The 25,009-nt window shown below is 50.1% G+C and carries 18 protein-coding genes; 9 read left to right on the top strand and 9 right to left on the bottom strand.

Features of this window, described 5'->3' with window-relative positions; all coding sequences use genetic code 11:
- Window positions 1-15 precede the first annotated feature (15 nt).
- The 3 genes from BSZ32_RS09185 to BSZ32_RS09175 all read left to right on the top strand — a co-directional run bounded on the left by BSZ32_RS09185 (window position 16) and on the right by BSZ32_RS09175 (window position 6,103).
- On the top strand, window positions 16-2,898 hold the full coding sequence (locus BSZ32_RS09185) for a PVC-type heme-binding CxxCH protein (RefSeq protein ID WP_105043158.1): 2,883 nt from the start codon (window positions 16-18) through the stop codon (window positions 2,896-2,898).
- A 165-nt stretch (window positions 2,899-3,063) separates the two neighbouring features.
- Window positions 3,064-3,912: an NAD(+)/NADH kinase gene (locus BSZ32_RS09180; protein WP_105043157.1), complete on the top strand. Its 849-nt coding sequence runs from the start codon at window positions 3,064-3,066 to the stop codon at window positions 3,910-3,912.
- 82 nt (window positions 3,913-3,994) lie between these two features.
- Window positions 3,995-6,103, top strand: coding sequence for a GDSL-type esterase/lipase family protein (locus tag BSZ32_RS09175; protein WP_105043156.1), 2,109 nt, complete (start codon window positions 3,995-3,997; stop codon window positions 6,101-6,103).
- 27 nt (window positions 6,104-6,130) lie between these two features.
- Here the strand turns inward: BSZ32_RS09175 and ppsA are convergent, their stop codons facing one another.
- Window positions 6,131-8,518, bottom strand: a complete 2,388-nt coding sequence (ppsA, locus tag BSZ32_RS09170) for a phosphoenolpyruvate synthase (protein ID WP_105043155.1) — start codon at window positions 8,516-8,518, stop codon at window positions 6,131-6,133.
- 60 nt (window positions 8,519-8,578) lie between these two features.
- Window positions 8,579-9,067: a c-type cytochrome gene (locus tag BSZ32_RS09165; RefSeq protein WP_105043154.1), complete on the bottom strand. Its 489-nt coding sequence runs from the start codon at window positions 9,065-9,067 to the stop codon at window positions 8,579-8,581.
- Between the two features lie 96 nt (window positions 9,068-9,163).
- Here BSZ32_RS09165 and BSZ32_RS19275 point away from each other — a divergent pair, with 96 nt between their 5' ends.
- The 3 genes from BSZ32_RS19275 to BSZ32_RS09155 all read left to right on the top strand — a co-directional run bounded on the left by BSZ32_RS19275 (window position 9,164) and on the right by BSZ32_RS09155 (window position 10,170).
- Window positions 9,164-9,313, top strand: a complete 150-nt coding sequence (locus tag BSZ32_RS19275; RefSeq protein WP_206018788.1) for a hypothetical protein — start codon at window positions 9,164-9,166, stop codon at window positions 9,311-9,313.
- A 52-nt stretch (window positions 9,314-9,365) separates the two neighbouring features.
- Entirely contained in the window at window positions 9,366-9,581 is a 216-nt protein-coding gene (locus tag BSZ32_RS09160; RefSeq protein WP_105043153.1) for a helix-turn-helix domain-containing protein, read from the top strand.
- 148 nt (window positions 9,582-9,729) lie between these two features.
- Window positions 9,730-10,170, top strand: coding sequence for a host attachment protein (locus tag BSZ32_RS09155; protein WP_105043152.1), 441 nt, complete (start codon window positions 9,730-9,732; stop codon window positions 10,168-10,170).
- Window positions 10,171-10,267: 97 nt separating this feature from the next.
- On the opposite strand, the gene BSZ32_RS09150 is transcribed toward BSZ32_RS09155, so the two are convergent.
- The 5 genes from BSZ32_RS09150 to BSZ32_RS09130 form a co-directional block, all read right to left on the bottom strand.
- Window positions 10,268-10,807 carry a cation transporting ATPase C-terminal domain-containing protein gene (locus tag BSZ32_RS09150; RefSeq protein ID WP_165788754.1) on the bottom strand — a complete coding sequence of 180 codons (540 nt, stop codon included), beginning with the start codon at window positions 10,805-10,807 and terminating at the stop codon, window positions 10,268-10,270.
- Window positions 10,808-10,934: 127 nt separating this feature from the next.
- Complete coding sequence (locus tag BSZ32_RS09145) at window positions 10,935-12,839, bottom strand: HAD-IC family P-type ATPase (RefSeq protein WP_165788753.1); 1,905 nt, start codon at window positions 12,837-12,839, stop codon at window positions 10,935-10,937.
- A 223-nt stretch (window positions 12,840-13,062) separates the two neighbouring features.
- Window positions 13,063-14,379 carry an APC family permease gene (locus BSZ32_RS09140; protein ID WP_105043149.1) on the bottom strand — a complete coding sequence of 439 codons (1,317 nt, stop codon included), beginning with the start codon at window positions 14,377-14,379 and terminating at the stop codon, window positions 13,063-13,065.
- A 552-nt stretch (window positions 14,380-14,931) separates the two neighbouring features.
- Window positions 14,932-16,569: a DEAD/DEAH box helicase gene (locus tag BSZ32_RS09135; protein ID WP_240610706.1), complete on the bottom strand. Its 1,638-nt coding sequence runs from the start codon at window positions 16,567-16,569 to the stop codon at window positions 14,932-14,934.
- A gap of 446 nt (window positions 16,570-17,015) precedes the next feature.
- Window positions 17,016-19,565, bottom strand: coding sequence for a DNA translocase FtsK (locus tag BSZ32_RS09130; protein ID WP_105043148.1), 2,550 nt, complete (start codon window positions 19,563-19,565; stop codon window positions 17,016-17,018).
- A gap of 485 nt (window positions 19,566-20,050) precedes the next feature.
- Here BSZ32_RS09130 and BSZ32_RS20080 point away from each other — a divergent pair, with 485 nt between their 5' ends.
- Both BSZ32_RS20080 and BSZ32_RS09120 read left to right on the top strand, forming a co-directional pair.
- A complete protein-coding gene (locus tag BSZ32_RS20080) occupies window positions 20,051-20,179 on the top strand; it encodes a hypothetical protein (protein WP_276308423.1) in 129 nt (42 codons plus the stop codon).
- 134 nt (window positions 20,180-20,313) lie between these two features.
- Entirely contained in the window at window positions 20,314-21,168 is an 855-nt protein-coding gene (locus tag BSZ32_RS09120) for a hypothetical protein (RefSeq protein WP_105043146.1), read from the top strand.
- Window positions 21,169-21,264: 96 nt separating this feature from the next.
- Here the strand turns inward: BSZ32_RS09120 and BSZ32_RS09115 are convergent, their stop codons facing one another.
- Window positions 21,265-21,747, bottom strand: a complete 483-nt coding sequence (locus tag BSZ32_RS09115) for a DUF1802 family protein (protein WP_165788752.1) — start codon at window positions 21,745-21,747, stop codon at window positions 21,265-21,267.
- A gap of 266 nt (window positions 21,748-22,013) precedes the next feature.
- Here BSZ32_RS09115 and recQ point away from each other — a divergent pair, with 266 nt between their 5' ends.
- Window positions 22,014-24,206, top strand: a complete 2,193-nt coding sequence (recQ, locus tag BSZ32_RS09110; RefSeq protein ID WP_105043144.1) for a DNA helicase RecQ — start codon at window positions 22,014-22,016, stop codon at window positions 24,204-24,206.
- Here the strand turns inward: recQ and BSZ32_RS09105 are convergent.
- A complete protein-coding gene (locus BSZ32_RS09105) occupies window positions 24,203-25,003 on the bottom strand; it encodes a hypothetical protein (protein ID WP_105043143.1) in 801 nt (266 codons plus the stop codon). The two genes, recQ and BSZ32_RS09105, sit on opposite strands and share 4 nt — an antisense overlap.
- Window positions 25,004-25,009 lie beyond the last annotated feature (6 nt).

Below are 25,009 nucleotides of genomic sequence, written 5' to 3'. Positions count from 1 at the left end.
TCCTATAAATTAGTCATGAACCAAAAATTTCACCCTTTCCACCTCTACTTCTTAGCATTGATCTTCTTCCTGCCTCACTTGGACGCTAAACCAGATCCCAGTGATTCAGCCCGCAGAATCGAAGTTCTTTTCCTAGGTAGCCCGAATGGCTCTCACCGTCCACTTGACCGCTTCAAAACGATTCGACAAGCTCACGGGGTCAAGGGCATCAACTACACCTACGCCCACCAACCAACCGCGCTCACCAAAGAAAACCTAGTCAAATACGATGCTCTGCTGGTCTACGGCAACCATGACGAGATCAATGAGGAACAAGAGACAGCGCTGTTAGAATACTCTCATAATGGAGGTGCCTGCGTCTTTCTCCACTCCGCATGTGGCTGTTTCCGCAACTCGGAGAAATTCATCGCACTGCTCGGCGCTCAATTCAAATCTCACGGCAAAGGGGTTTTCCGCACCAAAATAGTCAACCCTGATCACCCAGTGATGAAAGGGTTCCCAGGTTTTGAATGTTGGGACGAAAGCTACGTTCACCAAAAACACAATCAGGACCGAGTTGTCCTGCAGAAACGAGAAGATGAACCATGGACATGGGTCAGAACCAATGGCAAAGGACGCATTTTCTACACCGCAAGCGGCCATGATGATCGCTGCTGGAGCCTCTCAGAGTACCAAGACCTCATCTACCGCAGCATCATCTGGACTATCGGAGATAAGAAAGCCCAACTCATTTCTAAGCTCAAACTGCCAGAGCTTCAGTACACCGAACCAAAAGTGAATATCATCCAGGGTAAAAACTGGCCAGATAAACCCCGAGACCGGGGAGTTCCAGCCACTCACCTGCAGCAGCCACTCAGCGTTAAGGATTCGATCAAACTGGTTCAAGTCCCTGTGGAAATGGCAATTCAGGTATTCGCCTCCGAACCAATGATCGTCAACCCTATCGCCATCAACTGGGATAACAAAGGCAGGCTCTGGGCGGTCGAAGCCTACGATTACCCTAACAGCCACGTCACTAACAGCCCAGGCAAAGACAGAATCAAGATGCTCACTGACACCAACGGCGACGGTAAAGCCGACACAGTATCCGTATTCGCCGAAGGCCTAACAATCGCCACAAGCGTACTCCCCATCGATAAAGGGTGCATCACCACGGATGGCGAAGAAATGGTTTATCTAGAAGACAGCAACAACGACGGAAAATCCGATAAACGACACGTCATATTCAAAGGCATCAACCTCTACGACACCCATGCGTGCGTCTCTAACCTCCACCTTGGAATGGACGGCTGGATTTATGCCACTGTTGGTTACTCAGGGGTAAAGACCACGGTTGCAGGAAAAGACTACCGTATCAACCAAGGGGTGTTTCGCTTCAAACGAGATGGCTCAGACTTCGAACCCATCCAATCGACGAGCAACAACACCTGGGGGCTTGGCTTCACCGAGCAAGGGCGCATCTTAGGCTCCACCGCCAACATGAACCCATCCTTCTATGTTGGAATCCCCAAAAAGCACTATACCGGAACAGACCTTAAGCCTCGCAAGGCACCACGCTCCGACAACAAAGACCGCATCTTCCCGACCACCATCGATTTCTTACAAGTGGATTGGAAAGACCATTTCACCGCCGCGGCTGGTCACTCTATCTACACCGCTCGACTCTTTGATAAATCTTGGTGGAACCGCAGGGCCTTCATCTGCGCTCCTACCGCCAAGCTAGTTTCGGCACCCATCCTTAACTCGGTTGGATCCGGTTTCAAAATCACTAACACTGAGCAAAACATCTACGCATCCGCTGACGCTTGGTCGGCACCCGTTGCTGCAGAAGTAGGTCCAGACGGCGCGCTCTACATCGCGGATTGGTATAATGCCATCGTCCAGCACAACGTCTACGGAGCTAATCAGAAAAAAGGCAAGGGCAATGCCTACATCAGCGAATTCCGTGACAGAAAATATGGCCGCATCTACCGCATCTCACCAAAGGGAGTCAAAGTTCAATCGAATCCAAAACTCGCCACACTCGAGCAACAACTCGATGCCCTCAATAACGACAACATGTTCTGGCGTATTCAAGCACAAGAGACGCTCAGGAAGTCAGGTAAAAAAGCAATCGCAGCTCTTCGCAACTTAGCAAAAGGAGACAGCTATGCCACTCTCCACGCTATCCACGTACTAGGTCAGCTCGGGGAAGACCTCACAGAATTAGAAAAAATGGAACGTAAAACAGCAGGCGTTCAAGCAGCACTGCTCGCCTACTTACCGCGTGATACAAAAACTGGAGTGGGGCTCCTGCGCAAGCTACCAAGTAAAGCCGAAGACACTTTAGCCAACCTTCTTTACATCTCTGAACTCGAGAGATCTCCCGCAATAGCTAAGGCGATCGTCACACTCAAAAGCGAAAACGTGGAGTTCTTCAAAAATGACGACCTTCTCAATCGCGCGCTCGAGTTGGCACTATCCCACCACGGAAACTTAACAGCCCTCGCTGCAGTAGCCACCCCGCGCGTCCCCCTCTCAACGAGCGCTAAACGCGGAGAAGCGATCTATAAAGCAGGCTGTATAGCCTGCCACCAACCTGACGGAGCTGGGTCAGAAGGAGTCTTTCCACCACTCGCCGGATCTGACTGGCTCGCCCGCAACCCTAAGCACGCCATCATGGTTGTAGCTAAAGGACTTAGCGGGGAAATCACAGTGAGCGGAAAAAAATTCAACGGAGCTATGCCTGGGCACCCTCAGCTCAGCGACCAAGAAGTTGCCGACGTGATCAACTTTACTAGAAATAACTTCACCCCCCAACTTGGAGACATCTCTAGGGATTTAGTCACAGAGGTTCGCAAAAAATACAAAGACCACGCCACATTTTTCACTGAGGCTGACATCCTGAAAGAGAAATAAAAAGCGGCGCTCGCTGGCCAGATTTGTGGTGGTGCCAATTACAACGCACCATTAGCATCCATTTTTTAAAAAGCGCTATCTCCCACGAGGTCGCGCTTTTTTGTGTTCCGCCACGAGACGAATGGACACTTGAAACTTTCCCCTTCTAACTCCACACTCCGCCCCATGAAAGTCGGCATCATAGCCAACCCTCACAAAAAGGGCGCAGCAAGCACGATCAATGCCCTAACGGAAGTATTGGCCAAACACAACATCACTTCTCTACTGGAAGATGAATCCGCTAAAATCATTGGGGTCCAGTCTGGATACTCTGCGGCTGAGCTAGCTAAGAACTGTGATGTCATTACAGTGCTTGGTGGTGACGGCACTATGATAAATGCCGCACACCGTATTGGGCCTACTTCCACTCCCATCGCCGGTATCAACATTGGAACTTTAGGCTTCCTGACTTCCTGTACCGACGATGAGTTAGAGCTCTTTGCTCAGGCTCTGATAGATCAGAGCTATAAAGTAATCCCTAGAATACTGCTCGAAACCTGCATCACCTATGCCGACGGAAAAACGGAAAGCGACTTTGCGGTCAACGAGCTGACGCTCTCCCGAGGCCAGACGGGTCGACTCATTTCACTGGATGCCTTCATCGATGGTGCGCTGCTGAACCACTACCACGCTGATGGTCTTATAGTGGCGACACCTACCGGCTCTACCGCTTATTCACTGGCAGCTGGCGGCCCACTGCTTTCACCGATAGCTAAAGCATTCGTGATCACGCCGATTTGCCCGCACTCCCTCACTAACCGTTCACTAGTTCTGGATGATTCTTCAGAGGTTGAGCTGGTGACCACCGATGAGTCCGACTGCCTCGCATTTTACTCTATCGATGGCCGCGACGTCATCGAACTCCCCTGCGATGCCCGCATCAGCATAAAGAAAGCGGACCACCAATTGCACCTATTGCGGCTCAAGGATCGCTCGCATTTCTCGACTCTCCGTAAAAAGCTCAATTGGGGCTAGATCTGCCGAGTCTCAAGGAATCCCCCTGAAAGGTAGTCATGCAACTTTACGTATTTTTACTCACCTTCTCTCACTATTCACCATGAAATCTATTTTACTAACTGGCTTAGCGCTCACTGCTAGCCTTGCCGCTCAAACAAAAATCGCCTGCGTAGGCGACTCTATCACGTTTGGCTCAGGCATTACTGCGCGTGAGAAGCTTAACTACCCAGCCCAGCTCGGCTACCTACTAGGAGAGGACTACGAGGTACGTAACTTTGGTGTGAGTGGCCGCACAATGCTGAACAAAGGTGACCACCCCTACACCAAGGAAAAAGCCTACCAAAACTCTCTGAGCTACCAACCAGATATCGTTATCATCAAGTTAGGCACCAACGATTCGAAGCCCCAGAACTGGAAGTTTAAGGCAGAATTTGCCGATGACACCAAGGCTCTCGTCCAGTCTTACACTTCTCTACCTAACAAGCCACGAGTCATCCTCTGTCAGCCAGCACCCGTTGTTCAATCGAGGTGGGGAATCACTGAAAAAGTCACCCGCGGCGAGCTCGCTCCATTGGTTCGCAATGTGGCTCTAGAACTCAACACCGAACTCGTCGACCTCCACACACCTCTGGTGAACCACAAGGATTGGATTCCTGATGGAGTGCACCCAAATGCTTTCGGAGCAGAAGTCATGGCTCGCCACCTCCATCGCTACCTCACGACCGAGCGCGATAACGAATGGACCACTGAGACAATGGAAGGCGCACAATTTGGAAACTTCCATGGCTATGCGATGCAAAATTTTAAATTCCGGGGAGTTTCCTGCAAAGTTGTCAGTCCAAAGATTGCGGCAGTAGGCAGACCGTGGGTTTGGCGCGCGCGCTTTTGGGGACACCAACCACAATTTGACACAACGATGTTAGAACTAGGTTGGCATGTTGTTTATTGTGATGTGGCCAATCTCTTTGGCGCGCCAGAAGCCACCCAGCGTTGGGACACATTTTACTACGCCATGCAGTCCATCGGACTCTCGAAGACACCCTTTTTAGAAGGCATGAGTCGTGGCGGATTGCCTATTCATAACTGGGCAGTTGCCAATCCGAAAAAAGTCGAAGGAATCTATGGAGACAACAGCGTGATGGACATCAAGAGCTGGCCTGCTGGTTTTGGCTCAGGTAAAGGCAGCGCTCCGACTTGGGAACAATGCAAGAAAGCCTACGGCTTCAAATCTGATGATGAGGCTAAAGCATTCAAAGGAAACCCCGTCGATACCATTGCTCAACTCAAGCAAGCTAAAATCCCATTGCTGTACCTCGTCGGCACAGCTGACCCTGTGGTTCCGGGCATGGAAAACTCTCAACTAGCTGCTCAGATGTTAGATGGCTACGCCGAGATTATTCTTAAAGAAGGCAAAGGTCACCACCCGCACGCACTCCCAAACCCACAGCCCATTGTCGAGTTTGCACTGCATTGTAACGGCAGCTACACGAATCCGGCAGCATTGCCCGCACCATCCGCCTCATTCCGAGGGAAAGCGGCAGGCTGGGGAGGTGGAATCTGGTGGGACCAGTTTGAGAACATCAACAAGCTGAGCAAAGAAAATCAAGACCTCGAGCTCATCTTCTTCGGCGATTCTATTACCCAGTCCTGGACTGGCGCGGATAAGCGATTGGCTGAAAAAGGTGGCCAGCGCCCAGTCGATAGATTTTTTGCAGACAAGTGGAAAACTGCCTCCTTTGGCATCTCAGGCGACCGCACGGAGCACCTACTCTACCGCCTCGCCCACGGCAACTTTGAAGGACTCAAGCCCAAGGCGGTTGTCGTCATGATCGGCGTCAACAACCTGCTCACAGCAAACCACAATGCTGATCAAATCACCGGTGGCATTGAAGCATTAGTCGAGGAACTTATTGCTAAGCTTCCAGAGTCCGAGATCATTTTGTTAGGCACCTTCCCATCTGGTCAGAACCCAGATGAAAATTCACGAATCACCATCGCTCAGATTCAAAAGAATATTGCCCCACTCGGGGAGAAAGACCACGTCACTTACCTCGATCTAGCTCCAGCTTTCACCAACGCTGACGGCACCCTGAAAGCCGAGGCTTACTCGGGTGATAAGATTCACCTCAAGCCAGCTGGCTACGAGACATGGGCCAAGGCTCTGATGCCGACGCTGGAGAAAGTGATGGAGCACTCCGAAACTCAGTGAATCGGAGACATTCGCCTACAATTGAGGCTAGCCTTCTGTGATTTCACTCTCCCGCGCAGCTATTGCCCGCTTGGTTAAAACAAAGCTATCTGGTGTCAGAGAAATTGAATCAATACCTTGTGCAACCAAAAATTGAGCAAACTCAGGTTTATCACTCGGAGCCTGACCACAGATTCCCACCTTACAACCTTGCTCGTGAGCCGATTTGATCAACACCCGAATCATCTCTCGAACAGCCTCGTTATTCTCATCGAACAGGTTTGCCAGTTTTTCAGAGTCACGGTCAACCCCTAGAACAAGCTGTGTGAGATCGTTGGATCCGATAGAGAATCCGTCAAACCTCTCGGCAAAATCTTTCGCTAATATGATGTTACTTGGTATCTCCGCCATCATGTAAACTTGTAGCCCTTCATCCCCCCGGACCAAACCATTCAAGGCCATTTCATTGAGCACTTTGTCGGCTTCTTCTAAAGTCCTACAAAAAGGGATCATCACAATCAGATTCTTCAGTCCCATTCGCTCCCGCACCCACTTCAACGCTCTGCATTCCAGAGCGAATCCCTCTCTATATTCTTCACTATAGTAGCGCGAAGCACCACGGAAACCTAACATAGGATTCTCTTCAACTGGTTCAAAATCATCTCCGCCCAACAAGTCTCGATACTCGTTTGTCTTAAAATCGCTGGTTCTCACAATGACTGGTTCTGGGTACTGAGATGCGGCAATCTGTGCGATACCGTAGGCTAGGCGATCCACAAAAAACTGTTTTTTATCCTTATAATGGTGGGTTAGCACCTCAATTTCTTCAAAAGCATTCTCATTCGTCAAACGGTCAAAGTTTATCAACGCCATCGGATGCACACCAATCTGGTTGGAAATGATAAACTCCATCCTAGCCAAGCCAATTCCGTCGCAAGGCAAACGCCATGATCGATTTGCAGTATCAGGGTTTGCGATATTCAGCATCACCTTGGTTCGCGTCTCTGGTATACTGGACAGATCAATTTCCTCGGTCTCGTAGTCGAGAATACCTTCGTAGACTTCTCCCTTACCTGTGCTCGCGCAGTTGATTGTCACCGCCTGGCCTTCATGCAGAAGACGTGTTGCATTTTCCGTACCTATGATAGCGGGAACTCCCAACTCACGACTGACGATCGCAGCGTGACTTGTCCGGCCACCGTGATCAGTAATCAATCCAGCTGCAATTTTCATCAACGGCACCCAGTCTGGATCTGTAGCCGAAGTGACCAATATCATCCCCTTCTCAAAGCTTCCAGCATCATTCAAACTATTGAGCACCATCACATTCCCCGCTGCAATACCTGAACCTATCCCTAATCCTTCAATCAGCGGCTCAGACTTATTGTTCTTCAAGCGGGAAACTACCATAGTCGAATCCAGCTCCATTGAGCGTACGGTTTCTGGCCTAGCTTGCACAATAGCCAATTCACCAGTGAGCCCGTCCAATGCCCACTCAATATCCATTGGCTTACCGTAATGGCTTTCTATCAACACTGCCCACTCAGACAACTGCATGATTTGCTTATCTGAGAGTGCATACTTCCAGCGCATCTCCATGGGGGTCGGCACATTCTCGACGGAGTCCCCCGCTTCGCTATAAATCATTGTCAGCTCCTTTGAACCCAATTTCTTGCTAATAATGGGAACCACACCCTTCTTACCCAATAATGGCTTATAGACCCGATATTCATCAGGCGTCACAGTCCCCTTCACGATGTTTTCTCCCAGGCCGAAAGAAGCCTCGATCACGACGACATCCCGAAAGCCCGTATCGACATCGAGTGTGAACATCACTCCCGCTGCACCGCTATCAGCACGCATCATCTTCTGCACGGCTACAGAAAGATAGACCGCCACATCCGCGAACCCCTTCTGCTCTCTGTAACTAATCGCCCGGTTCGTATACAGTGACGCGAAACATTTCCGACAGGCGTCCAACATGGCTTCCTCCCCTTTGATATTAAGATAGCTATCCTGCTGCCCAGCAAAGCTAGCATTCGGAAGATCCTCTGCCGTTGCACTACTTCTGACAGCCACATCCACCTGCTCACAGTCATAGTCCCTACTCATCCCTCTATAAGCATCAACGATCTGCTCTCTCATCTCAGCAGGAAACTCCCCCTCTAAAATGAGTTTTCGAATATTTGCGCCCACTTCCTCTAAGCTCAGAAAACCTCCGTGGAACTGCTCCATAAACCTACTAACATCATCAGTAATACCATTGCTCTCGGTAAATTCTCGATAGGCATTTGCCGTGACAGCAAACCCGCTTGGAACCACAATTCCTTGCTTACTCATTTGAGAAATCATCTCCCCTAGCGACGCACTCTTCCCACCAACTAGAGCAATATCTTTGATGGTTACATCTTTTAGCCAAATTACATTTTTCTTCATCGAACCCTAGGTTGTGTTGCCCACTCTTCGTTGTTTCATAGCAGCATCTAACCTGCAGATTTAAGGCCCGTAGAAAGTAGGTCCATAATAGGGATACTCTATATCAGTCTCGAACTTCATGTATCGAGAATTCAAGAACTCTACGAGATTAACCATTTGCTCCACCGTCATTTGGTCATTCAAAGAAGACATTGGCGACAGAATCCCATCACGCTGATCCTTTGCGAAGGTGCCCAAATATTCTTTAGATACAATATGCTGTGGATTAATGATCGAAGTCACTAATTCACCATAACTCTTCAGTTTACGAACCTCTCCTCCAAGCTGTAGTTGGACATCCGACTTCTCTGTTAACTTTGGAAACACTTCTCCTGAGACTGTGTGGCAGCTGTGGCATTTCAGCTCAGTAAATGCGACCATACCCTTCTCTATGTCGCCCTTTGGAAGGACAAATCCTTTCGCCATTTTGTTTTCCTTACTTCCACATGCTGTCAAAAATATCAAAAACGCAAATGCTCCGACCTTCATAATAATTGGGAAATTTTTCATAGTTTTAGGGGGGGTGGATATCCACACTAATAGAATCACAGGACACCCACTCAGCTTCCATTGTCAAAAGATGGTCCTATCTTGCTAAGAACAAGAATGATCACCTTGCTCAGCGTCATTTCCCTCCAACTCGCGGAATTCCTCAACAGGCTTTTACTAGAACGTAACGCGAGTGAACCTGAGGCAATTCGTAAAGCAAAAGAACTTGTCGCCTCCAGAATTGATGAAAAAAGAAATCTCAAATGAAGTCCATGTCTGCGTGCTCTATTTCTGTAATCTTTTCAAATAGACCACTGGCATGACATTCACTGAATATGTCAACCGCCAGCGTGTTGAATTAACCAAAGAAGAGCTCAAAAATACCGAGAAACCAATCACTGAAATTGCTTACGCAGTGGGGTTCCAGTCGCTCTCACAATTTAACCGAAGTTTCCTTAAATTTACTGGTGAGCCACCCAGAGGATACCGACAGCACACCCGGAACATCCCCACTGGACTCCGTTTCACTCAGTGAACAACCTCACTGTATAAGGTCAAGATTGGCAATACTTGCAGCAAGATTTGCAGGACTACAATTCTGAACATAGTGTATATTAGCTTCGGATAGGTGCGCATCTAGCAAAATACGCTACCACGCTCACATCCAACATCCCCCTAATACTATGAAACAGAAACTCATCATTCTAGCCAACGCCGAGAAACTGCGCGCCTACCGATTGACCTCGGATGACCTGCTACAACAGCAGCGCATTGAAGCCATCAAGACTGACCTACACCGTCTTTCACCAGACCCTATTGAAAGCTCCGATGATGATGGCCGTTTTCCCAGCGGAAGCCTACAGCACGGAGCGCCAATGAGACACGGTGAGCCACATGGCAGAACACTCGAAAAAAGGAGACGCCTGCTCGACGCTATGACCAAAGCCATCTGCGACCTCATTGAACACGAAGAATTTGACATTTGGAACCTTGCCGCACCAGCCGAGCTATCAGAACAACTCGTCAAAAGCCTGCCGATTCAAGCGCAGCAAAAACTCACGGATTTGAAAAAAGCCGACTACACCGGACTACCGATCAAAGAAGTGGAAGGTCTCTTTTCATAGCATGGAGCCCCCAGCCGAACTTCTACCTCTTTCCCTAGTAGAGATTTGGAGACGCCTTCGGTGCTCTTTCTTCGTGATGGAGTAGCCTTTTATCCAATCACCGCTTAATCATACTCACCACCCTGCCAACAATGAGAGGGATAGCACTTGATATGACTATCAAAACAAAGCCACCAGCACTAGGCGCCTGCAGAGCTAGAACTCTCGCTAGTGGCGGCAAACTCAGGGCAAAATAAAGGATCAATCCACACAGCACAACCGCTGCCCACACATATCCATTTTTAGTGATCTCATTTTTAAACGGGTGACTCCCAGGCTCAGCCATATTAAACACATGGAGAATCTGGGCCAAAGCAATCACCAAGAAGGAAACCGTCACCGCCTCCTCAGTAGACATCCCCATACTCCCCCTAGCAATAGTAAATGAACCGAGTACAACAACTGTAATCAAAATGCTGTAGAGCATGATTACCCACCATTGCCGCTTGCCAACAATAGGATCTCGCACCGATCTAGGCGGCCTAGCCATCACATCCTCATGACCATGGCAAACTCCTAAGGCTAGGGCCGGAAAAACATCCGTGACCATATTTAAGAACAGAATTTGGAGTGGCAATAAAGGCAGCGGAGCATCCATCGCCGAAGCTATCCCAATCACCATAACCTCACTCAAGTTACACGAGAGTAAATAGACCACAAACTTGCGGATATTGTTAAAAATAACCCTCCCTTGGGCAACCGCGGCAACAATAGAAGTAAAGGAATCATCTTAGCACCATGTCAGCGGACTCTCGCGCCACCTCCGTTCCACGTATTCCCATAGCCACGCCGATATCTGCACGTTTTAAGGCCGGAGCATCATTCACTCCATCTCCGGTCATTGCCACCACCGAGCCATCATCTTGATGCATCTGAATAATGTCGAGCTTGTGCTGGGGTGACACCCGCGCAAACACTTTGACATCGAGGAGGTCCTCCATTTGACCAGCCTTCTGACACGTGTCGATCTGCTTGCCTGTGACCACCCTCGTCGCGACCTCATCATAGATTCCCACATCCTTTGCTACATGCAAAGCTGTACCAGCCTGGTCTCCCGTGATCATCACCACTCGAATCCCTGCATTTCGGCAAGACGCTATGGCCGCAGGGATATCCTTCCTAGGCGGATCAATCACGCACGCAAGCCCAAGAAACTCCAGATTCTCATACGGTTCTACACCCTCCTGCCGAGCATATTTCTGAGCAAATGCCAGCACTCGAAAACCGTCGAGAGCCAGTGCGTTATTTTTATCCAACCACCATTGTCTCTCCTCCTCAAACATAGGTTGAAACTGCTGCCCTGTATACACAGTTTGACAAGCAGACAGCAATGGCTCAGCCGCTCCTTTCACCGCGATTAGGAACTGATCACCGTCACGGTGATACGTCGCCATCATCTTGCTTTCCGAATCAAAGGCCTCTTCCCGGACGCGATGGAATCTACGTTTGAGCTCGTTCTGATCAAGCCCGCACCCCCTCGCAGCTACTAACAACGACGTTTCCATCGGGCTACCAATAAGCTCTGAATCCTCGCCCCCCTCAAGCCCAGTCCACTGAGCATTGTTACAAAGTGACGCGACCCGAAGAACTTCAGCCGTAGACTCTAGTCCCTTTTGATCTCCCGCCAAATCATCCAGTCCCTGCTTCGTCACTATTGAGGCAACCACCATCTTATTTTCCGTCAGTGTGCCGGTCTTATCTGTGCAAATGACATTCGTGGCACCAAGAGTTTCCACAGCTGACAGATTATTAATGAGAGCATTGCTGCGGGCCATGCGCCACATGCCACGCGCCAGAGCAAGTGTCGCAATAATCGGCAACCCTTCAGGTATGGCGGCCACAGCTAGAGCGATAGACGTCTCGATCATCAGGTAAAGATCTCTTCCACGCATCAGTCCAGTAATAAGAATGGAAAGTGCGATAACCACCGTGACTACGACCAGTTTTCTGCTAAGCCGTGCCAACCTCTTTTCAAGGGGCGTTTCTTCATCCTCTGTCGAAATCACCAGCGCAGAGATTTCCCCTAGCTCAGTCATCATTCCAGTGGTCATTACGATGGCTTCACATGAACCCCGTGTCAGAGACGTGCCCTTATAAAGCATGTTAGTTCGCTCTGCTAGCATGGTGTCGTTTGGCAGCACACCACATTGCTTGTCCACTGGAAATGACTCCCCAGTGAGAGCTGACTCATCAGCCTGAAGACGAGAACAAGAAAGAATTCGCATATCCGCCGCTATCAAATCACCGCCCTCAGCCAGGATGACATCCCCCGGAACTATCTCCTCAGCAGAGACCACTTTCACACCACCACCTCGCCTCACTCGGACAAACGACTTATTGTATTTCCGCAGAGAGTCCATCGTACGCACCGCATTCAGCTCGGTAAAAAATCCGATCACAGCATTCAACACCAACACCGCACAGATCGCCAGCCCTTCGATCCAGTCATGAAACAGAAATGCCAATCCTGAAGCCACCGCTAACAACAGGACCAGAAGGCTTTTAAATTGGCTAAAAAATATAGCTAGCCAGCTCCTCGCCACATGTGTTTGTAGCTTATTCGGACCATACTTAGTGAGCCTACTATCAGCCTCCTCTATCGTCAGTCCCGCACTCCATGATGATGACAAACTCTGTAAAAGAGCATCCCCCACCTCATTCCATGGATACTTTTCTACCATACCACTTCATACCAAGAACATAGCTCCGCTTCAACCCCATACAGCATTGATGATACAGAATGCACCTCATACCAATCTGTGTTAGAACAGAGTGGTGTCATTTACTAATCCTTCTACCAACAGATCATGCTACTGGATCACCCATCTAACATCTTGCCTCATTTCACTCCGATTAGTCCACACTGACGGCATAGTTCTGTAACCTTGATTGGATCCAAGCACCCACGATTAGAACAACATAGATAACTATGATAGCAGCCAATTGCTTAGGTGCATGAATTAACTCAAAGCCCAAAATAAGTACGCCGGCCACGAGGAGGCTGATCATAGCGACAAGCGTCAGAAGCACATGCGAACTGGTCTCCCTGCGTTTCTTAAAATTCGCCAGCGCCATGAGGAACGAGACAATGATGAATGTAACGCTACCGAATTCTAATATGACCTGTAAGCCACCACCGAGTACCAGCAGGAAAGCCAGCACGAACATGGTCCAAATAGCGTTACGCGGGATATGTCCTTTGATGCGCAATCGCAGAGCTTTGGGGAAATAACCATCATCGGCTATAACCGCCATCAAGCGCGAGGCTCCAAAGAGGGTGCCACTGATGGCGCTTGATGTGGCAAGCAAGGCACTGGACAACACCGCAAAGTAGCCGAACTTGCCCAATATCCTTTCTGATCCTGCCGCCAGAGCATACTCCTTGCCCGCAATGATCTCCGCCTTGGGAATTGTCGCCAGTGCGCCGATAGCGAGGACCACATAGAGAATTGTGGCGACTACGATAGCGCCATAGATCGCCCGCGGGATGTTTCGTTCCGGCTCGTCGACCTCGTGGTAAGCATGAATCACAAGTTGGAATCCTTCATACGCCACGAAGGTTACTGCGGCGATCATCAGGATACTTGCCCACGAGTTATGGGTTTCAATTAATGGTAGCGCCTGTTGGATATCGCCCTTCCATGTGAGTAATGCTGAAATGATTATCAGCAGGATTATCTTGGTGTAGACCATCACGTCTTCCAGCTCTCCCATGCCTTTCACACTGATCAAATTGACTGCAGCGAAGAACAGGATAACCAAACCCGCCACCAACTGATGGCTCCAGGGATAGTCCGCAATAGAAAATGCAGTACAGAAGTAGGACGAGAACGTGAACGCATACAGGGCCAGCGTGCTGATGTAACCGAAAGCGACCAGCCAACCGATGGCCGCGGCGGCGAAGTGGGAATCTGGATAGGTCTTTTTGAAAAAGGAATAAGTGGCCCCTTCATCCTTATAGAGCCGCGCCAGCTTCACGTAAGAGTACGCAGCACAGAGGGCCAGCAGACCGCCGATGAAGATTGCCACCGGTGCAGAGTTACCGATAGCTTCAACCGATACGCCAAGGATTGCAAAAATTCCACCGCCAACCATGCCCCCCAAAGCAATAGCGATTAATTCTATTAGACCGAGTGGCCGCTTCTGTTCCCTGATTAGCCTCTTGATCATGATTTAAACCAGCCTATAGGCTGCCGGAATTCCCAATGGAGACCTAAGGTAAAGCTCACCAAGTGCGGGCTCTCAGCGCTCTTTGATTTTGCGAGGTCGTTTAAAGTCATCATGTTGGTTTGAACTCACGGCGTGTCAGTGACGGGGAGTTTTTTTATTTTTAGAACTGCCATTTAGCAATGGTCTATTCGTAGCAGTTTTGTCGATTGTTGAGTAGATGAAAGTTCAGTGAGATCCTAGTTCATTTTGCCTAACGCCAGCAATATTTGGCATTTCTTAGTGATACTTAAGCTGACCATACCTCCAAATGAAATTTTCACGAGCCTAAGCTAAAGCACACCCATCATTGACATTCAGTCTACTTTTGATCGTTTTAAAATTATCATAATCGGCGCGGCTTTCAACTATCGTGACCACGCGGCTTTTAGATCTGCTGGCTTTCGGCTGTGAGAGCTGCCACTTGAAGTACAAAAGAGGCTGGAAGCCTCTTCTACGAAAAAGGGCGCACTCAGTGATGAGAACGCCCTTTGAAATTTTATGTTTAAGCGAGGCTTAGATGTCGCGGTCGAGGCGGCATGGGAATGCCTTGCCACGAAGCTTTTGTCCCTTGAGTGCGTCGATCACCTTGTTCTCGTCGCCATCTTTCACCTGAATGAGTGAGTGCTTAGGGAAGATACGGATCTTACCGAGACTACCACTCTCGATGCCTGCTTCAGAGTAGATCATGCCAGCGAGCTCACCTGGAGCCACACCGAGAACACCACCAGCACCGATGAAGACCTGCTTCATTCCTGATGCAACTTCATTGCGGCGTGACTCACGATCGACTGGGCCACGCTCGTAGCGATCTCCACCACGATCACCGCCTCTTTCGAAACGGTCACCACCACCACGGCGGTCATCACGACCTCCACGGTCACGATCACGGCCACCACGGTCACGGCCACCACGGTCTCCACCGCGGTCATTACGATCGTTTCCACGGTCACCACCTGGGCGGTCTTCTTGAATTGCTTCACCTTCACGGCCAACAGTCTCACGCATCATTCCGAAGAGTGTGCCTGCGATGTCAGTGGCTGCGTAGCCCTGCTCGAGGAGACGGTCTACGTAGTTTGTGAATGGTGCGCCTTTTGTCTGCTCTTCGAGCTTTTCTTTAACGCTTTCGAAGAGAACGTCAGCACGCTTGCCTTCGACTTCTTCCTGAGAAGGAACCTTCTCACGAGTAATCTTGCTGCGTGTGTAGCGCTCTACGTTCTGGAGACGGTAAACGTCACGACCGAATACGAAAGATACTGCGCGACCTGAACGGCCAGCACGACCAGTACGACCGATACGGTGCACGTAGTCTTCTGGATCCTGTGGAAGGTCATAGTTCACTACGATATCGACTTCATCGATGTCGAGACCACGAGCAGCCACGTCAGTAGCTATTAGGAGTTCCACTTTTCCTTCACGGAAACGATTGAGAACGCGCTCACGCATTTGCTGGGTGATGTCTCCGTGGAGACGATCTGCTGTGAATCCACGAGCGAGAAGAGCTTCAGTAGCTTCGTCAACTGCACGCTTAGTATTACAGAAAACAACCGCGAGGCGGAATGCTTCCATGTCGAGGATACGGGAAAGAACTTCAACCTTAGAGCGGTTACGTACTTCGTAGTAGGACTGGGCGATACGGTCCACTGTGAGAGCTTTCTTAGCGACTTCAACCTTCTGTGGGTTCTTACCGAACTTGCCGATGAGACGCTCAACATTGCGGTTCATTGTCGCTGAGAAGAAGAGTATCTGGTACTCACCCTTCACTTGGCCTAGAATTTCTTCCATGTCATCGCGGAAGCCCATGTCGAGCATGCGGTCAGCTTCGTCGAGAATGATCAACTTAAGATCATCTGTGCGGAGAGTTTTACGGCGAAGGTGGTCCATGAGACGACCTGGTGTTCCGACTACCATCTGCGCACCACGGAGGCCGCGGATCTGACGATCGATAGGAGTTCCTCCGTAGACTGGAGTAGAGTTGAGTCTAGGAAGGTTGGTGCCGAGTCTGTGGACTTCTTCGCTGATCTGAACACAGAGTTCGCGAGTCGGGGAAAGAATGAGAACCTGTGGACGAGCGATATCGGTATCGATCATCTCCAAGGCTGGAAGTACGAATGCGGCTGTCTTACCAGATCCAGTCTCAGAAAGTCCGACGATGTCGTGACCTTCGAGGATTTTAGGAATGGCGAGTGCTGGATGTTTGATGGTGCTTCGTAGCCGAGGCCGTGCACCGCATCAAGAAGGGGCTTGGATAATCCCAAGTCCGTAAATTTTACGTCTGTCATAATCAGTTATATTTGCTGCTCAAAGCCGCGTCTGATTAATACCTATTCAACAGAAATCAATGGCGGCCAAGGTGGTTCATCCACCTCTGAGGGCGGAACCTATGCGGCCACCTCCGAAGAAAGGCAAGCTTTATTCAGAAATTATTCACAATCGCACGCAATGGCGCACACGGATCATAACTCATTTATAGAGAGAGATACGCATTGATAAACAAGAGCGTCCATTAGAAGAAATCTATCAAACCCAACCTGAAGCATGTCTCTAGTTAAATTCTCAACGAGCACACCGTTCTATAAGGAACGTCCACTTCTCACTTCTTAAATATGGACGTCGCGAGCTTTTGCTCCATCTGCGGGGCCGATCATCTGACGTTCCTCAAGGATATCCATCATGCGGGCGGCACGGGTGTAACCTAGGCGCAGGCGACGCTGGAGTAGCGAGGTGCTGGCTTTTTGCTCGGTCGTGATAACTTCAATACACTTGAGAAGGCATTCTTCGTCGGCGTCCGACACGTCATTCTCATCGCCACCTCCGGAGCCGCCTTTCTCTATGCTCTCTTGAATTGAGGGCTCAAAGACTTGCTCGGATTGTGCCGCACAGTGCTCGACAATAGCTTCGACTTCTTCATCGGAGACGAAGGCTCCTTGAGCGCGTTCTAGCTTGGCTGATCCTGGAGGTAAATAGAGCATATCGCCCTTACCGACCAACTTGTCAGCTCCTTTGGTATCGAGAATGACTCGGGAATCGAGAGCTGAAGAAACTTGGAAAGCAATCCGGCTAGGGATGTTCGCCTTGATGATGCCGGTGACGACGTCAGCACGTGGCGTCTGAGTCGCGATGATTAGGTGGATACCTGCTGCTCGTGCCTTTTGGGCAATACGTGCAATGTTTTGCTCAACATCGGCTGGAGCTGTCTGCATGAGGTCAGCAAGCTCATCAATAATGACAACGATGTACGGGAAGCGGTCTGGCATTTCAGCTTCCTCTTCTTCCATGTCTAGTTCATCGTCGTCACCACCACCGATAGGCCCCAATTCCCCATCTTCCAGAGCGCGAGCGATTGACTCGATAGCCTCAGGATCAGGCTCTTCTTCAGCGGTCTCATCGACCACTTCTGGCTCCACGACTACGGGCTCTTCTTTCTCTGGGCGTGGACGGTCATTGAATCCATCAAAATTTCGGACACCACACTTAGCGAAGAGCCTATAACGTTTTTCCATTTCGTTCACAACCCATCGCAGTGCGGCAACCACCTTGTTAGGATCTGTTACTACGGGCACGACGAGGTGAGGCAACCTGCCATAGATTTGCATCTCCACCACCTTCGGGTCGACCATGATAAAGCGTAGTTCGTCTGGACTAAACTTGAAAAGGATACTCGCAATGATCGAGTTGATACACACCGACTTACCCGCACCTGTAGCACCGGCTACTAGTAAGTGTGGCATTGCAGCTAGGTCGCCGATGACTGTATTTCCATAGACATCCTTACCTAACGCCAGTGGAATCTTGTTTTTCGCCGAGGTGAATGCTTCGTCCTGCAGCAATTCACGAAGAGGCACGGCGACTTTGTTGTCGTTGGCGATTTCTATACCGACAGTGTCCTTACCCGGGATTGGCGCTAAGATATTGATGCGCTCGGCCTTTGTGGCACGGGCTAAGTCTGCCTCTAACTGGGTGATTCGGCTAACTCGTAAGCCCGAGCTTGGGTACACTTCGTAACGGGTGATTGTTGGCCCACGGGTGATATCCCCCGCGGTGACTTCGACACCAAATGCCTTTAAAGTATCTACAATGGTTTTCTGAATACTGAGAAGCTCACCCTGATCCATCCCTTCGTCTTCAGGCTCAGATTCATCGAATGCTAACAGGTCAAAGCCTGGAGTTTCGTAATTCTCAAAACCGTCAGTCGATAGCGAAATAGCATCAGGATTCTTCTTTCTCTCAAAGGGTTTTGCGCCGGGTTCACGCTTGTTATTCCTACGTTGGCTAGAATCGATAATTTGCGGCTTTGGTATCTCCTTGAGCTCCATTTCCACTTGAGGATTTTTCTTATCCTCTTCCGCTCTATTCAGCTTCGCCAGAGCGGCCTTCTTCGCTTTGACTTCCTTTGCACGCTCATTCTCTTCCTGAGCCTTCTCTTTTGTCTCAGCCTTAGCGTTATCGCGCTCTAGCTGTCTGGCGCTACGCTCGGCCTCGCGGGCGGATCGTTTACCTTTCTTCTCGGCAAGTCGCTCTCTATCATTTGCACGTTTCACTCGCCATTGCTTAAAGTTCGCCCAGCAAACCTTGCTGAACTGGATCGGATGGAGCCCAGTCAGCATAATCATCCCGATCATGTAGAGCATCACCAGCAATATGATGGCTCCAGTTTTATTCAAAAGGGCTTCTAGCACATTGGTCCCAAGCCAGAGGCCAGCAAATCCACCTGGTTCGAAAATATAATTTCTCGCAGCCCATTCAGTGAGAACCTCAGTCACATTGAGAAGACATGCTCCAGTCAGCACAAAACAAAAAAGTCCAATCACTGTGCGCTTGGAGAACTTCGCGCCCATGAATGCGTAGGCAATTCCTAACCAAAGCATGCCAATCGGTAAAAGATAACCCGCAGCGCCAAAAACCCTGAGAACAAAGAAAGAAAGCAAAGCTCCAACGACGCCAATCGAATTCTCTCGCGGTATATTAGGCTCATTATCGATAACCCCACCAATGCTTAGAATAGGTAGGTCGTGTGGAGTAAAGGTAATCAACGACAAGGTAAGAATAATTCCCACGCCGATCAATGCTATCCCCGCAACCTCATTGAACCACAAAGGCAAATTGCTTTCAGGTTCTTCTCCACGCACTGTATTCTTCTTTACTGCCATACTCGATTTTCCTCTAACCTCCTCATTTTTGGGGAGAAAACTAGTCCTCAACATCCCAGCCAAAGCAGCCCATGGCAAGCGAGAATTCTTAAGAATGCCTTATTGTTAAGTAACTCCGAAGGAAATCAAGAACGCATGAGCATGGTGTGGGCTTGCCGAGAGTGTGTCTGAGTGAGCTGATTTGTCCGCATGTTTTTACTCATTGCCCATGCTCCAAACCCACCCATAGCCAGAGGCACAATGGCCAACGGGAAAAATAGGAAAGCAAAAGCCACTGTCATAACTAGGCAAACAGTACACCAAAGCACCATGAAGGCTATCGAACAGCCTGAAGCCGCCGCCCCGACCTGAAACATCTCGGTGATAAATCCTGTGGAATCATTCCTCATCGCGTACACTTTATAAAGCCCCCTTTCATCCACGCCCGCTACCGTCACTGTTTCCCCCTCTGAGATCGGGACTGGAGATGCAGACCTGTATTAGCAATGCTTCCCTGCTACCTTTATCATCGCAATATGAGTGGTGGTGGTACTCGTCTCACCACCACCAGAAACATGGGTGGTTCTGGTGAGATCTTCCACGACTCCGTGGTGGATACTGAGATGGCTGGTTGAATGCATGGATGAACACTAAAACGGTTAGCTCCTCGATAGACCAGTGCAAAAAGTGCTGGTGATTGTAGAGCGCAATAAGTCTCTTTGACCGCTGAGCAGATCACCACTATAGTGGCGCACAAGCTTTTCAAATTATGCGCCTTTCCTTTCTCAGTCTCGCCATCAGTTTCCTCTGCCCTTGGGTCGCCAAATCAGAATCGTTAGTGGTGGCCCCGGTGGTCGAAGCACCCGCCACCCAATTTATTCGTGTCGAGCGCGACGACGAGAGCACCCGGCTGCAGACAGCCGTCACTCGCTTCACCCGCGGAGAGGTGGAAATCGATCTCATCGGAGCCGTGCACATCGCGGATGAATCCTACTACGAAAAACTCAATACTAGCTTCAAAGCCTACCCAGTGATCCTGTTTGAGATGATTGGAGGAGAAAACCTAGGCAAAGGACAGGCCGTACAAAAGGAAGGTGAAAAGCCCGCTGGAGCCCTCGGGTTTCTAGGCTCAGCCTTTGAGAAAATGCAACAAGCTCTCGATCTTAAAGGGCAAAAAGACGAGATCGACTACAGCGCCGAGAACTTTGTCCATGCCGACCTCACGATCGAGGAATTTCACAAGCTCAACCAAGAGCGCGAGCAATCGTTGATGTCGTTCATGCTCAAACAAGCCTTTGCCAAGCCTAGCGGCAAGGAGCCTAGCACCGCTGGACTCCTCATAGCCTTACTCTCACGCAACCCTGACAAACTCAAGCTTCAGCTGGTAGACACCCTGGGCGAAGGAGACACCCAAATGGCCAATATAGCCGGTGAAAATGTCATCATTGGCGACCGCAACCTCAAATGCCTCGCAGTTATGCAGGACCAAATCAAAGCGGGTAAAACCAAGGTGGGTATTTTCTACGGTGCAGCTCACTACCCAGACATGGAAAAACGCCTCATCGAGCAGGGATTCAAGCAAACTCAGCAAACCTGGTTAGACGCTTGGACCCTGCCACTCTAATAAGCTGGCTTAGACGGTTGGAAACCGTCGCCACGTAGAGCGACGCCTCCGGCTCGCTCGGCGTTGACTGGCTATTGTGATTTATAAAACACTCTTCTACAATTCAATCCAGCTTCGGCAGCCACCATGAGGCTTGCTATAGGGGACTTCCAGTGACTCGACCAACACTTCAGTTGTGACGTAAGCCACATTGATGCAGCCTGCCGCCATCCCCTTTCCCTCCCAATCAAAGCGCTCACGCACAAGAGCCTCGGTGTAGACGTGTCTATCAGACAACTCCAATACGGCCTCCCAATCAGTGAGCAACTCTGAGCGTTCAACCGTACAGCGATACTTCACTGGAACAATTTCACCCAAATCCCATAGCTTTTTTTGAGTTTGTGGCATCCATTTGTGAGCTGGCTCTCTCACTTGTGCTTGCTGCTTATGAAAGAGTGTTGGAAACAGATAGAATGAGTCGTGAGTGAATTCAAAGCCTCCACGGCCTTCGTGGATTCCACCTTTGCGGATAATCACGTCCTGCGCTCCCATTCCAAGGGCCTCACAAACCACGAACCATTCTTTAAAAGCCACTGCCATGCCCATAGCTAGAGTCTAATCATTGTATTTCCAAGTGGAATTTAACCGGGCTGGCTGTGGACCTGTGCTGCTGCTGTGGATTTTTAGTTGAGACACCTCCAACGGTCAAACACCGGAAAGACCAAGGTCTCGCAAGATAACTTGGTCGCGATTGATAATCGCTCACAAAGTCACCAGAGGTTGCTAACCCGACTTTCGTCCTTCAGCACTCCAGAATCATCTAGCTCTTTATTGACACTTCTGCCAGTAGATGAGTTAATGCTCAGATGAACACGGGAAATTTAGAGAGTGCGTCTACTCTTGAGCAACTGAAGAAACTCTTTGGTTTCGACACCTTTCGAGATCATCAGCAGGAGCTTGTTGAGGGAATTCTATCCGGTCGTGATGCTTTTGGTGTGATGCCCACTGGTGGCGGGAAATCTCTTTGTTATCAACTGCCAGCCTCTATCCTTCCGGGCACAGCAGTCATCGTCAGTCCATTGATTGCCCTGATGAAAGACCAGGTCGACTCGGCCCGATCAAACGGCATCAAGGCAGCATTCCTCAACAGCACACTGGCCCCCGCCGAAGTCCAAGCGATCGAGAAGGACTACATCGACGGCAACCTCGACCTACTCTATCTCGCGCCCGAGCGACTTTCGCTCAGCAACACCGTCAGCCTGCTAAGGAAAAATCAGCAGGGAGCGCCCAGCTTCATCGCCATCGATGAGGCCCACTGTATTTCCGAATGGGGTCATGACTTTCGTCCCGATTACCTTTTCACCAGTCGGCTCAAAGAACTCTTCCCACAGAGTCCACTCACCGCTTTCACCGCCACCGCCACCGAGCAAGTAGCGGAAGACATCGAGAAGCGTCTGCAACTGGTAAACCCGGTGAAAATCCGCGCCTCTTTTGACCGCAAAAACCTGTTCTACGAAGTCCTCGCAAAACGCGAAGCTCCGACTCAGATCGTCGAGTTCATTCGCGAGCGCCCACAGCAAAGTGGCATCATCTATCGCACCTCCCGCAAAAGTGTGGAAGAAACCGCCAACATGTTAGTAGCGAATGGTATCAATGCCGCACCCTACCACGCCGGACTCGCTGCCGAGAAACGCTCCACCACTCAAGACGCATTTATCCGCGATGACATCACCGTGATGGTCGCCACAGTCGCCTTTGGCATGGGTGTTGATAAGGCCGACGTGCGCTTCGTCATTCACGGAGACTTGCCGAAAAACATCGAAAGCTACTATCAGGAAACTGGCCGAGCTGGCCGCGATGGCGAGCCTTCGCACTGCCTGCTACTCTACTCTGCTGGCGACCTCGGGAAGCTTCGATTTTTCATTGAAGCCATGCCAGATGAAGCCGAGCAAGGCCGAGCTCGCCAGCTCCTCGCCTCGATGGATGCCTTCGCCAGCGTTCCAAGCTGCCGAAAGATCAGCTTGCTCAACTACTTCGATGAAACCTGTGAAGTTGAAAATTGCGGTAGCTGCGACTACTGCGCTGGCAGCTTTGAAACCGTCGATGCCACGCGCGACGCGCAAATCGTACTCTCGGCAATCATGCGCACTGGCAGTCGCTTTGGTGGCATTCATATTTGCGATATTGTCTGCGGCGCAAACACCGCAAAAATCCGTCAGTTCGAGCACAACAAACTCAAGACCTATGGAGTCGGCAAAGACAAGCCAAAGACCCATTGGCGCAGCGTGATTGATGCTTTAGTTGCCGGCAAAAAGCTCGCTCTAAGTCCTGACAAATTCCCAGTGCCTCAGATCAATGATGCAGCCACCGAAATTCTGTTCGGACGCGACAGCTTCCAGATCGCCATCGACAAACGAGTCGTCCCAGAGAAAGCGCAACACCGCGCTGAAGAGATCGACTGCGATCACGACTTCTTCCACCACTTACGCGCCCTCCGTAAAGAATTGGCTGACCTCGAAGGCGTGCCTCCCTACGTTGTGTTTTCAGATAAGGCGCTACGAGCCATGGCAGCCTACCATCCATCTAACGACACCGAGCTACTCAACATCCCTGGAGTTGGCCAAAATAAGTTAGAAAAATACGGGCAACGATTCCTCTCATCTGTTCACGAATACCTCTGCAATCACCCGGATCTCACTCCATCCTCAAAGCCTCTTAAGAAAGCTGCTGCACCCAGAGTGAAACAGGGCCTCACAGAAACCTTCCGCACCACCCTTGAAATGCTGGGTAAAGGCATGACTCCTTCGTCGATTGCCAGCGAGCGAGGACTCGGGCTCTCTACCATCGAGACCCACGTTGCAAAGCTCATCACCGAAGGCGAATCGCTCGACTGGCAACTATGGATCGATGAAGCCACGAACCAACTTTGCCGACAACTCTTCGCTGAGCACGGCCACTCGGCACTCAAACCAATCATCGAGGCTAGCAACGGGAAAATCACCTATGGCCAAGCAAGAATCATAGCCGCCATCATGCAGTCTGAAAAGATATCGAGCTAACTCTGTGGTAAAACCCATTCAGACCAAGGACCTTGAGGGACATCCGAGCTTTCAACAAATTTCCAAGAAACTCGCTGGCTGCTCTTCACTTCCAAGAAATCTCTCACCGCCGGGCTCACATCTAATCCAGCATTGCCGTTACGGTTCGGTTTCGGTCGGCTATTTTGAAACACGTAGGCATGGTCATCTGTGTAAAATGGTCCGCAGTCTTCCCATTGCGCATAGCACACTTTGTGACCAAAATGAATGGCCAGCCAGCGCCCCTTACACACCGATTTTCCAGGCGCCTTAGCGGACCGCCAAAACCACTTAATCAGCCCTGATGCTTCCGGTTTAAATCTCCCGCCACCGCGTGCCACATCATTGTAGGGCAGAGCTATATAAAATGGGTTCAGCCTCGGTTTAAACTTAGCAGGGAAAAAGCCCTTCCGATTATTTGGGTCATCAAACCCGCCATAGCTGTGTTTCCAATTGGGATCCCATGAACTCGCATGATTATGCACTGGGTTATTTTCAGTCGCATCTTCGCCCACCCAAAAAACGGTAACAGGAATATCGCGCTTCCAAGTGTATTGGTAACGACTCGATGCTCCATCAAAACCTTCCACAACGATCTTACCTTTAGGAGGGACTCGGTATGGATCGCGCAAGGAACCAAACCCCTGCCTCATCTGATTGAGATACGTGGTATGCGCGCTTTCTAGCCGTTCACTCAAAGCAACCTGCGCACCCACAGAGGAACTCAGCGTAAATAGAGCGCTCAGTAGCCACATCATTTTTCCTCCGCGAAATAACATCGCATA

Source organism: Rubritalea profundi (genome assembly GCF_002954445.1).
In the GTDB taxonomy this organism is placed as follows: domain Bacteria; phylum Verrucomicrobiota; class Verrucomicrobiia; order Verrucomicrobiales; family Akkermansiaceae; genus Rubritalea; species Rubritalea profundi.
The sequence above is the reverse complement of the archived record's forward strand: the minus strand, read 5'-3'. Positions and strand labels throughout refer to the sequence as shown.

Coding starts and splice junctions, on each gene's coding strand:
- BSZ32_RS09160 (WP_105043153.1), top strand. CDS start 9,366: ATGACATTCACTGAATATGTCAACCGCCAGCGTGTTGAATTAACCAAA.
- BSZ32_RS09105 (WP_105043143.1), bottom strand. CDS start 25,003: ATGTTATTTCGCGGAGGAAAAATGATGTGGCTACTGAGCGCTCTATTT.
- BSZ32_RS09150 (WP_165788754.1), bottom strand. CDS start 10,807: ATGGATGCTCCGCTGCCTTTATTGCCACTCCAAATTCTGTTCTTAAAT.
- BSZ32_RS09140 (WP_105043149.1), bottom strand. CDS start 14,379: ATGATCAAGAGGCTAATCAGGGAACAGAAGCGGCCACTCGGTCTAATA.
- BSZ32_RS19275 (WP_206018788.1), top strand. CDS start 9,164: ATGATCACCTTGCTCAGCGTCATTTCCCTCCAACTCGCGGAATTCCTC.
- BSZ32_RS09130 (WP_105043148.1), bottom strand. CDS start 19,565: ATGGCAGTAAAGAAGAATACAGTGCGTGGAGAAGAACCTGAAAGCAAT.
- BSZ32_RS09180 (WP_105043157.1), top strand. CDS start 3,064: ATGAAAGTCGGCATCATAGCCAACCCTCACAAAAAGGGCGCAGCAAGC.
- BSZ32_RS09120 (WP_105043146.1), top strand. CDS start 20,314: ATGCGCCTTTCCTTTCTCAGTCTCGCCATCAGTTTCCTCTGCCCTTGG.
- BSZ32_RS20080 (WP_276308423.1), top strand. CDS start 20,051: ATGCTTCCCTGCTACCTTTATCATCGCAATATGAGTGGTGGTGGTACT.
- BSZ32_RS09185 (WP_105043158.1), top strand. CDS start 16: ATGAACCAAAAATTTCACCCTTTCCACCTCTACTTCTTAGCATTGATC.
- ppsA (WP_105043155.1), bottom strand. CDS start 8,518: ATGAAGAAAAATGTAATTTGGCTAAAAGATGTAACCATCAAAGATATT.
- recQ (WP_105043144.1), top strand. CDS start 22,014: ATGAACACGGGAAATTTAGAGAGTGCGTCTACTCTTGAGCAACTGAAG.
- BSZ32_RS09175 (WP_105043156.1), top strand. CDS start 3,995: ATGAAATCTATTTTACTAACTGGCTTAGCGCTCACTGCTAGCCTTGCC.
- BSZ32_RS09155 (WP_105043152.1), top strand. CDS start 9,730: ATGAAACAGAAACTCATCATTCTAGCCAACGCCGAGAAACTGCGCGCC.
- BSZ32_RS09165 (WP_105043154.1), bottom strand. CDS start 9,067: ATGAAAAATTTCCCAATTATTATGAAGGTCGGAGCATTTGCGTTTTTG.
- BSZ32_RS09115 (WP_165788752.1), bottom strand. CDS start 21,747: ATGGCAGTGGCTTTTAAAGAATGGTTCGTGGTTTGTGAGGCCCTTGGA.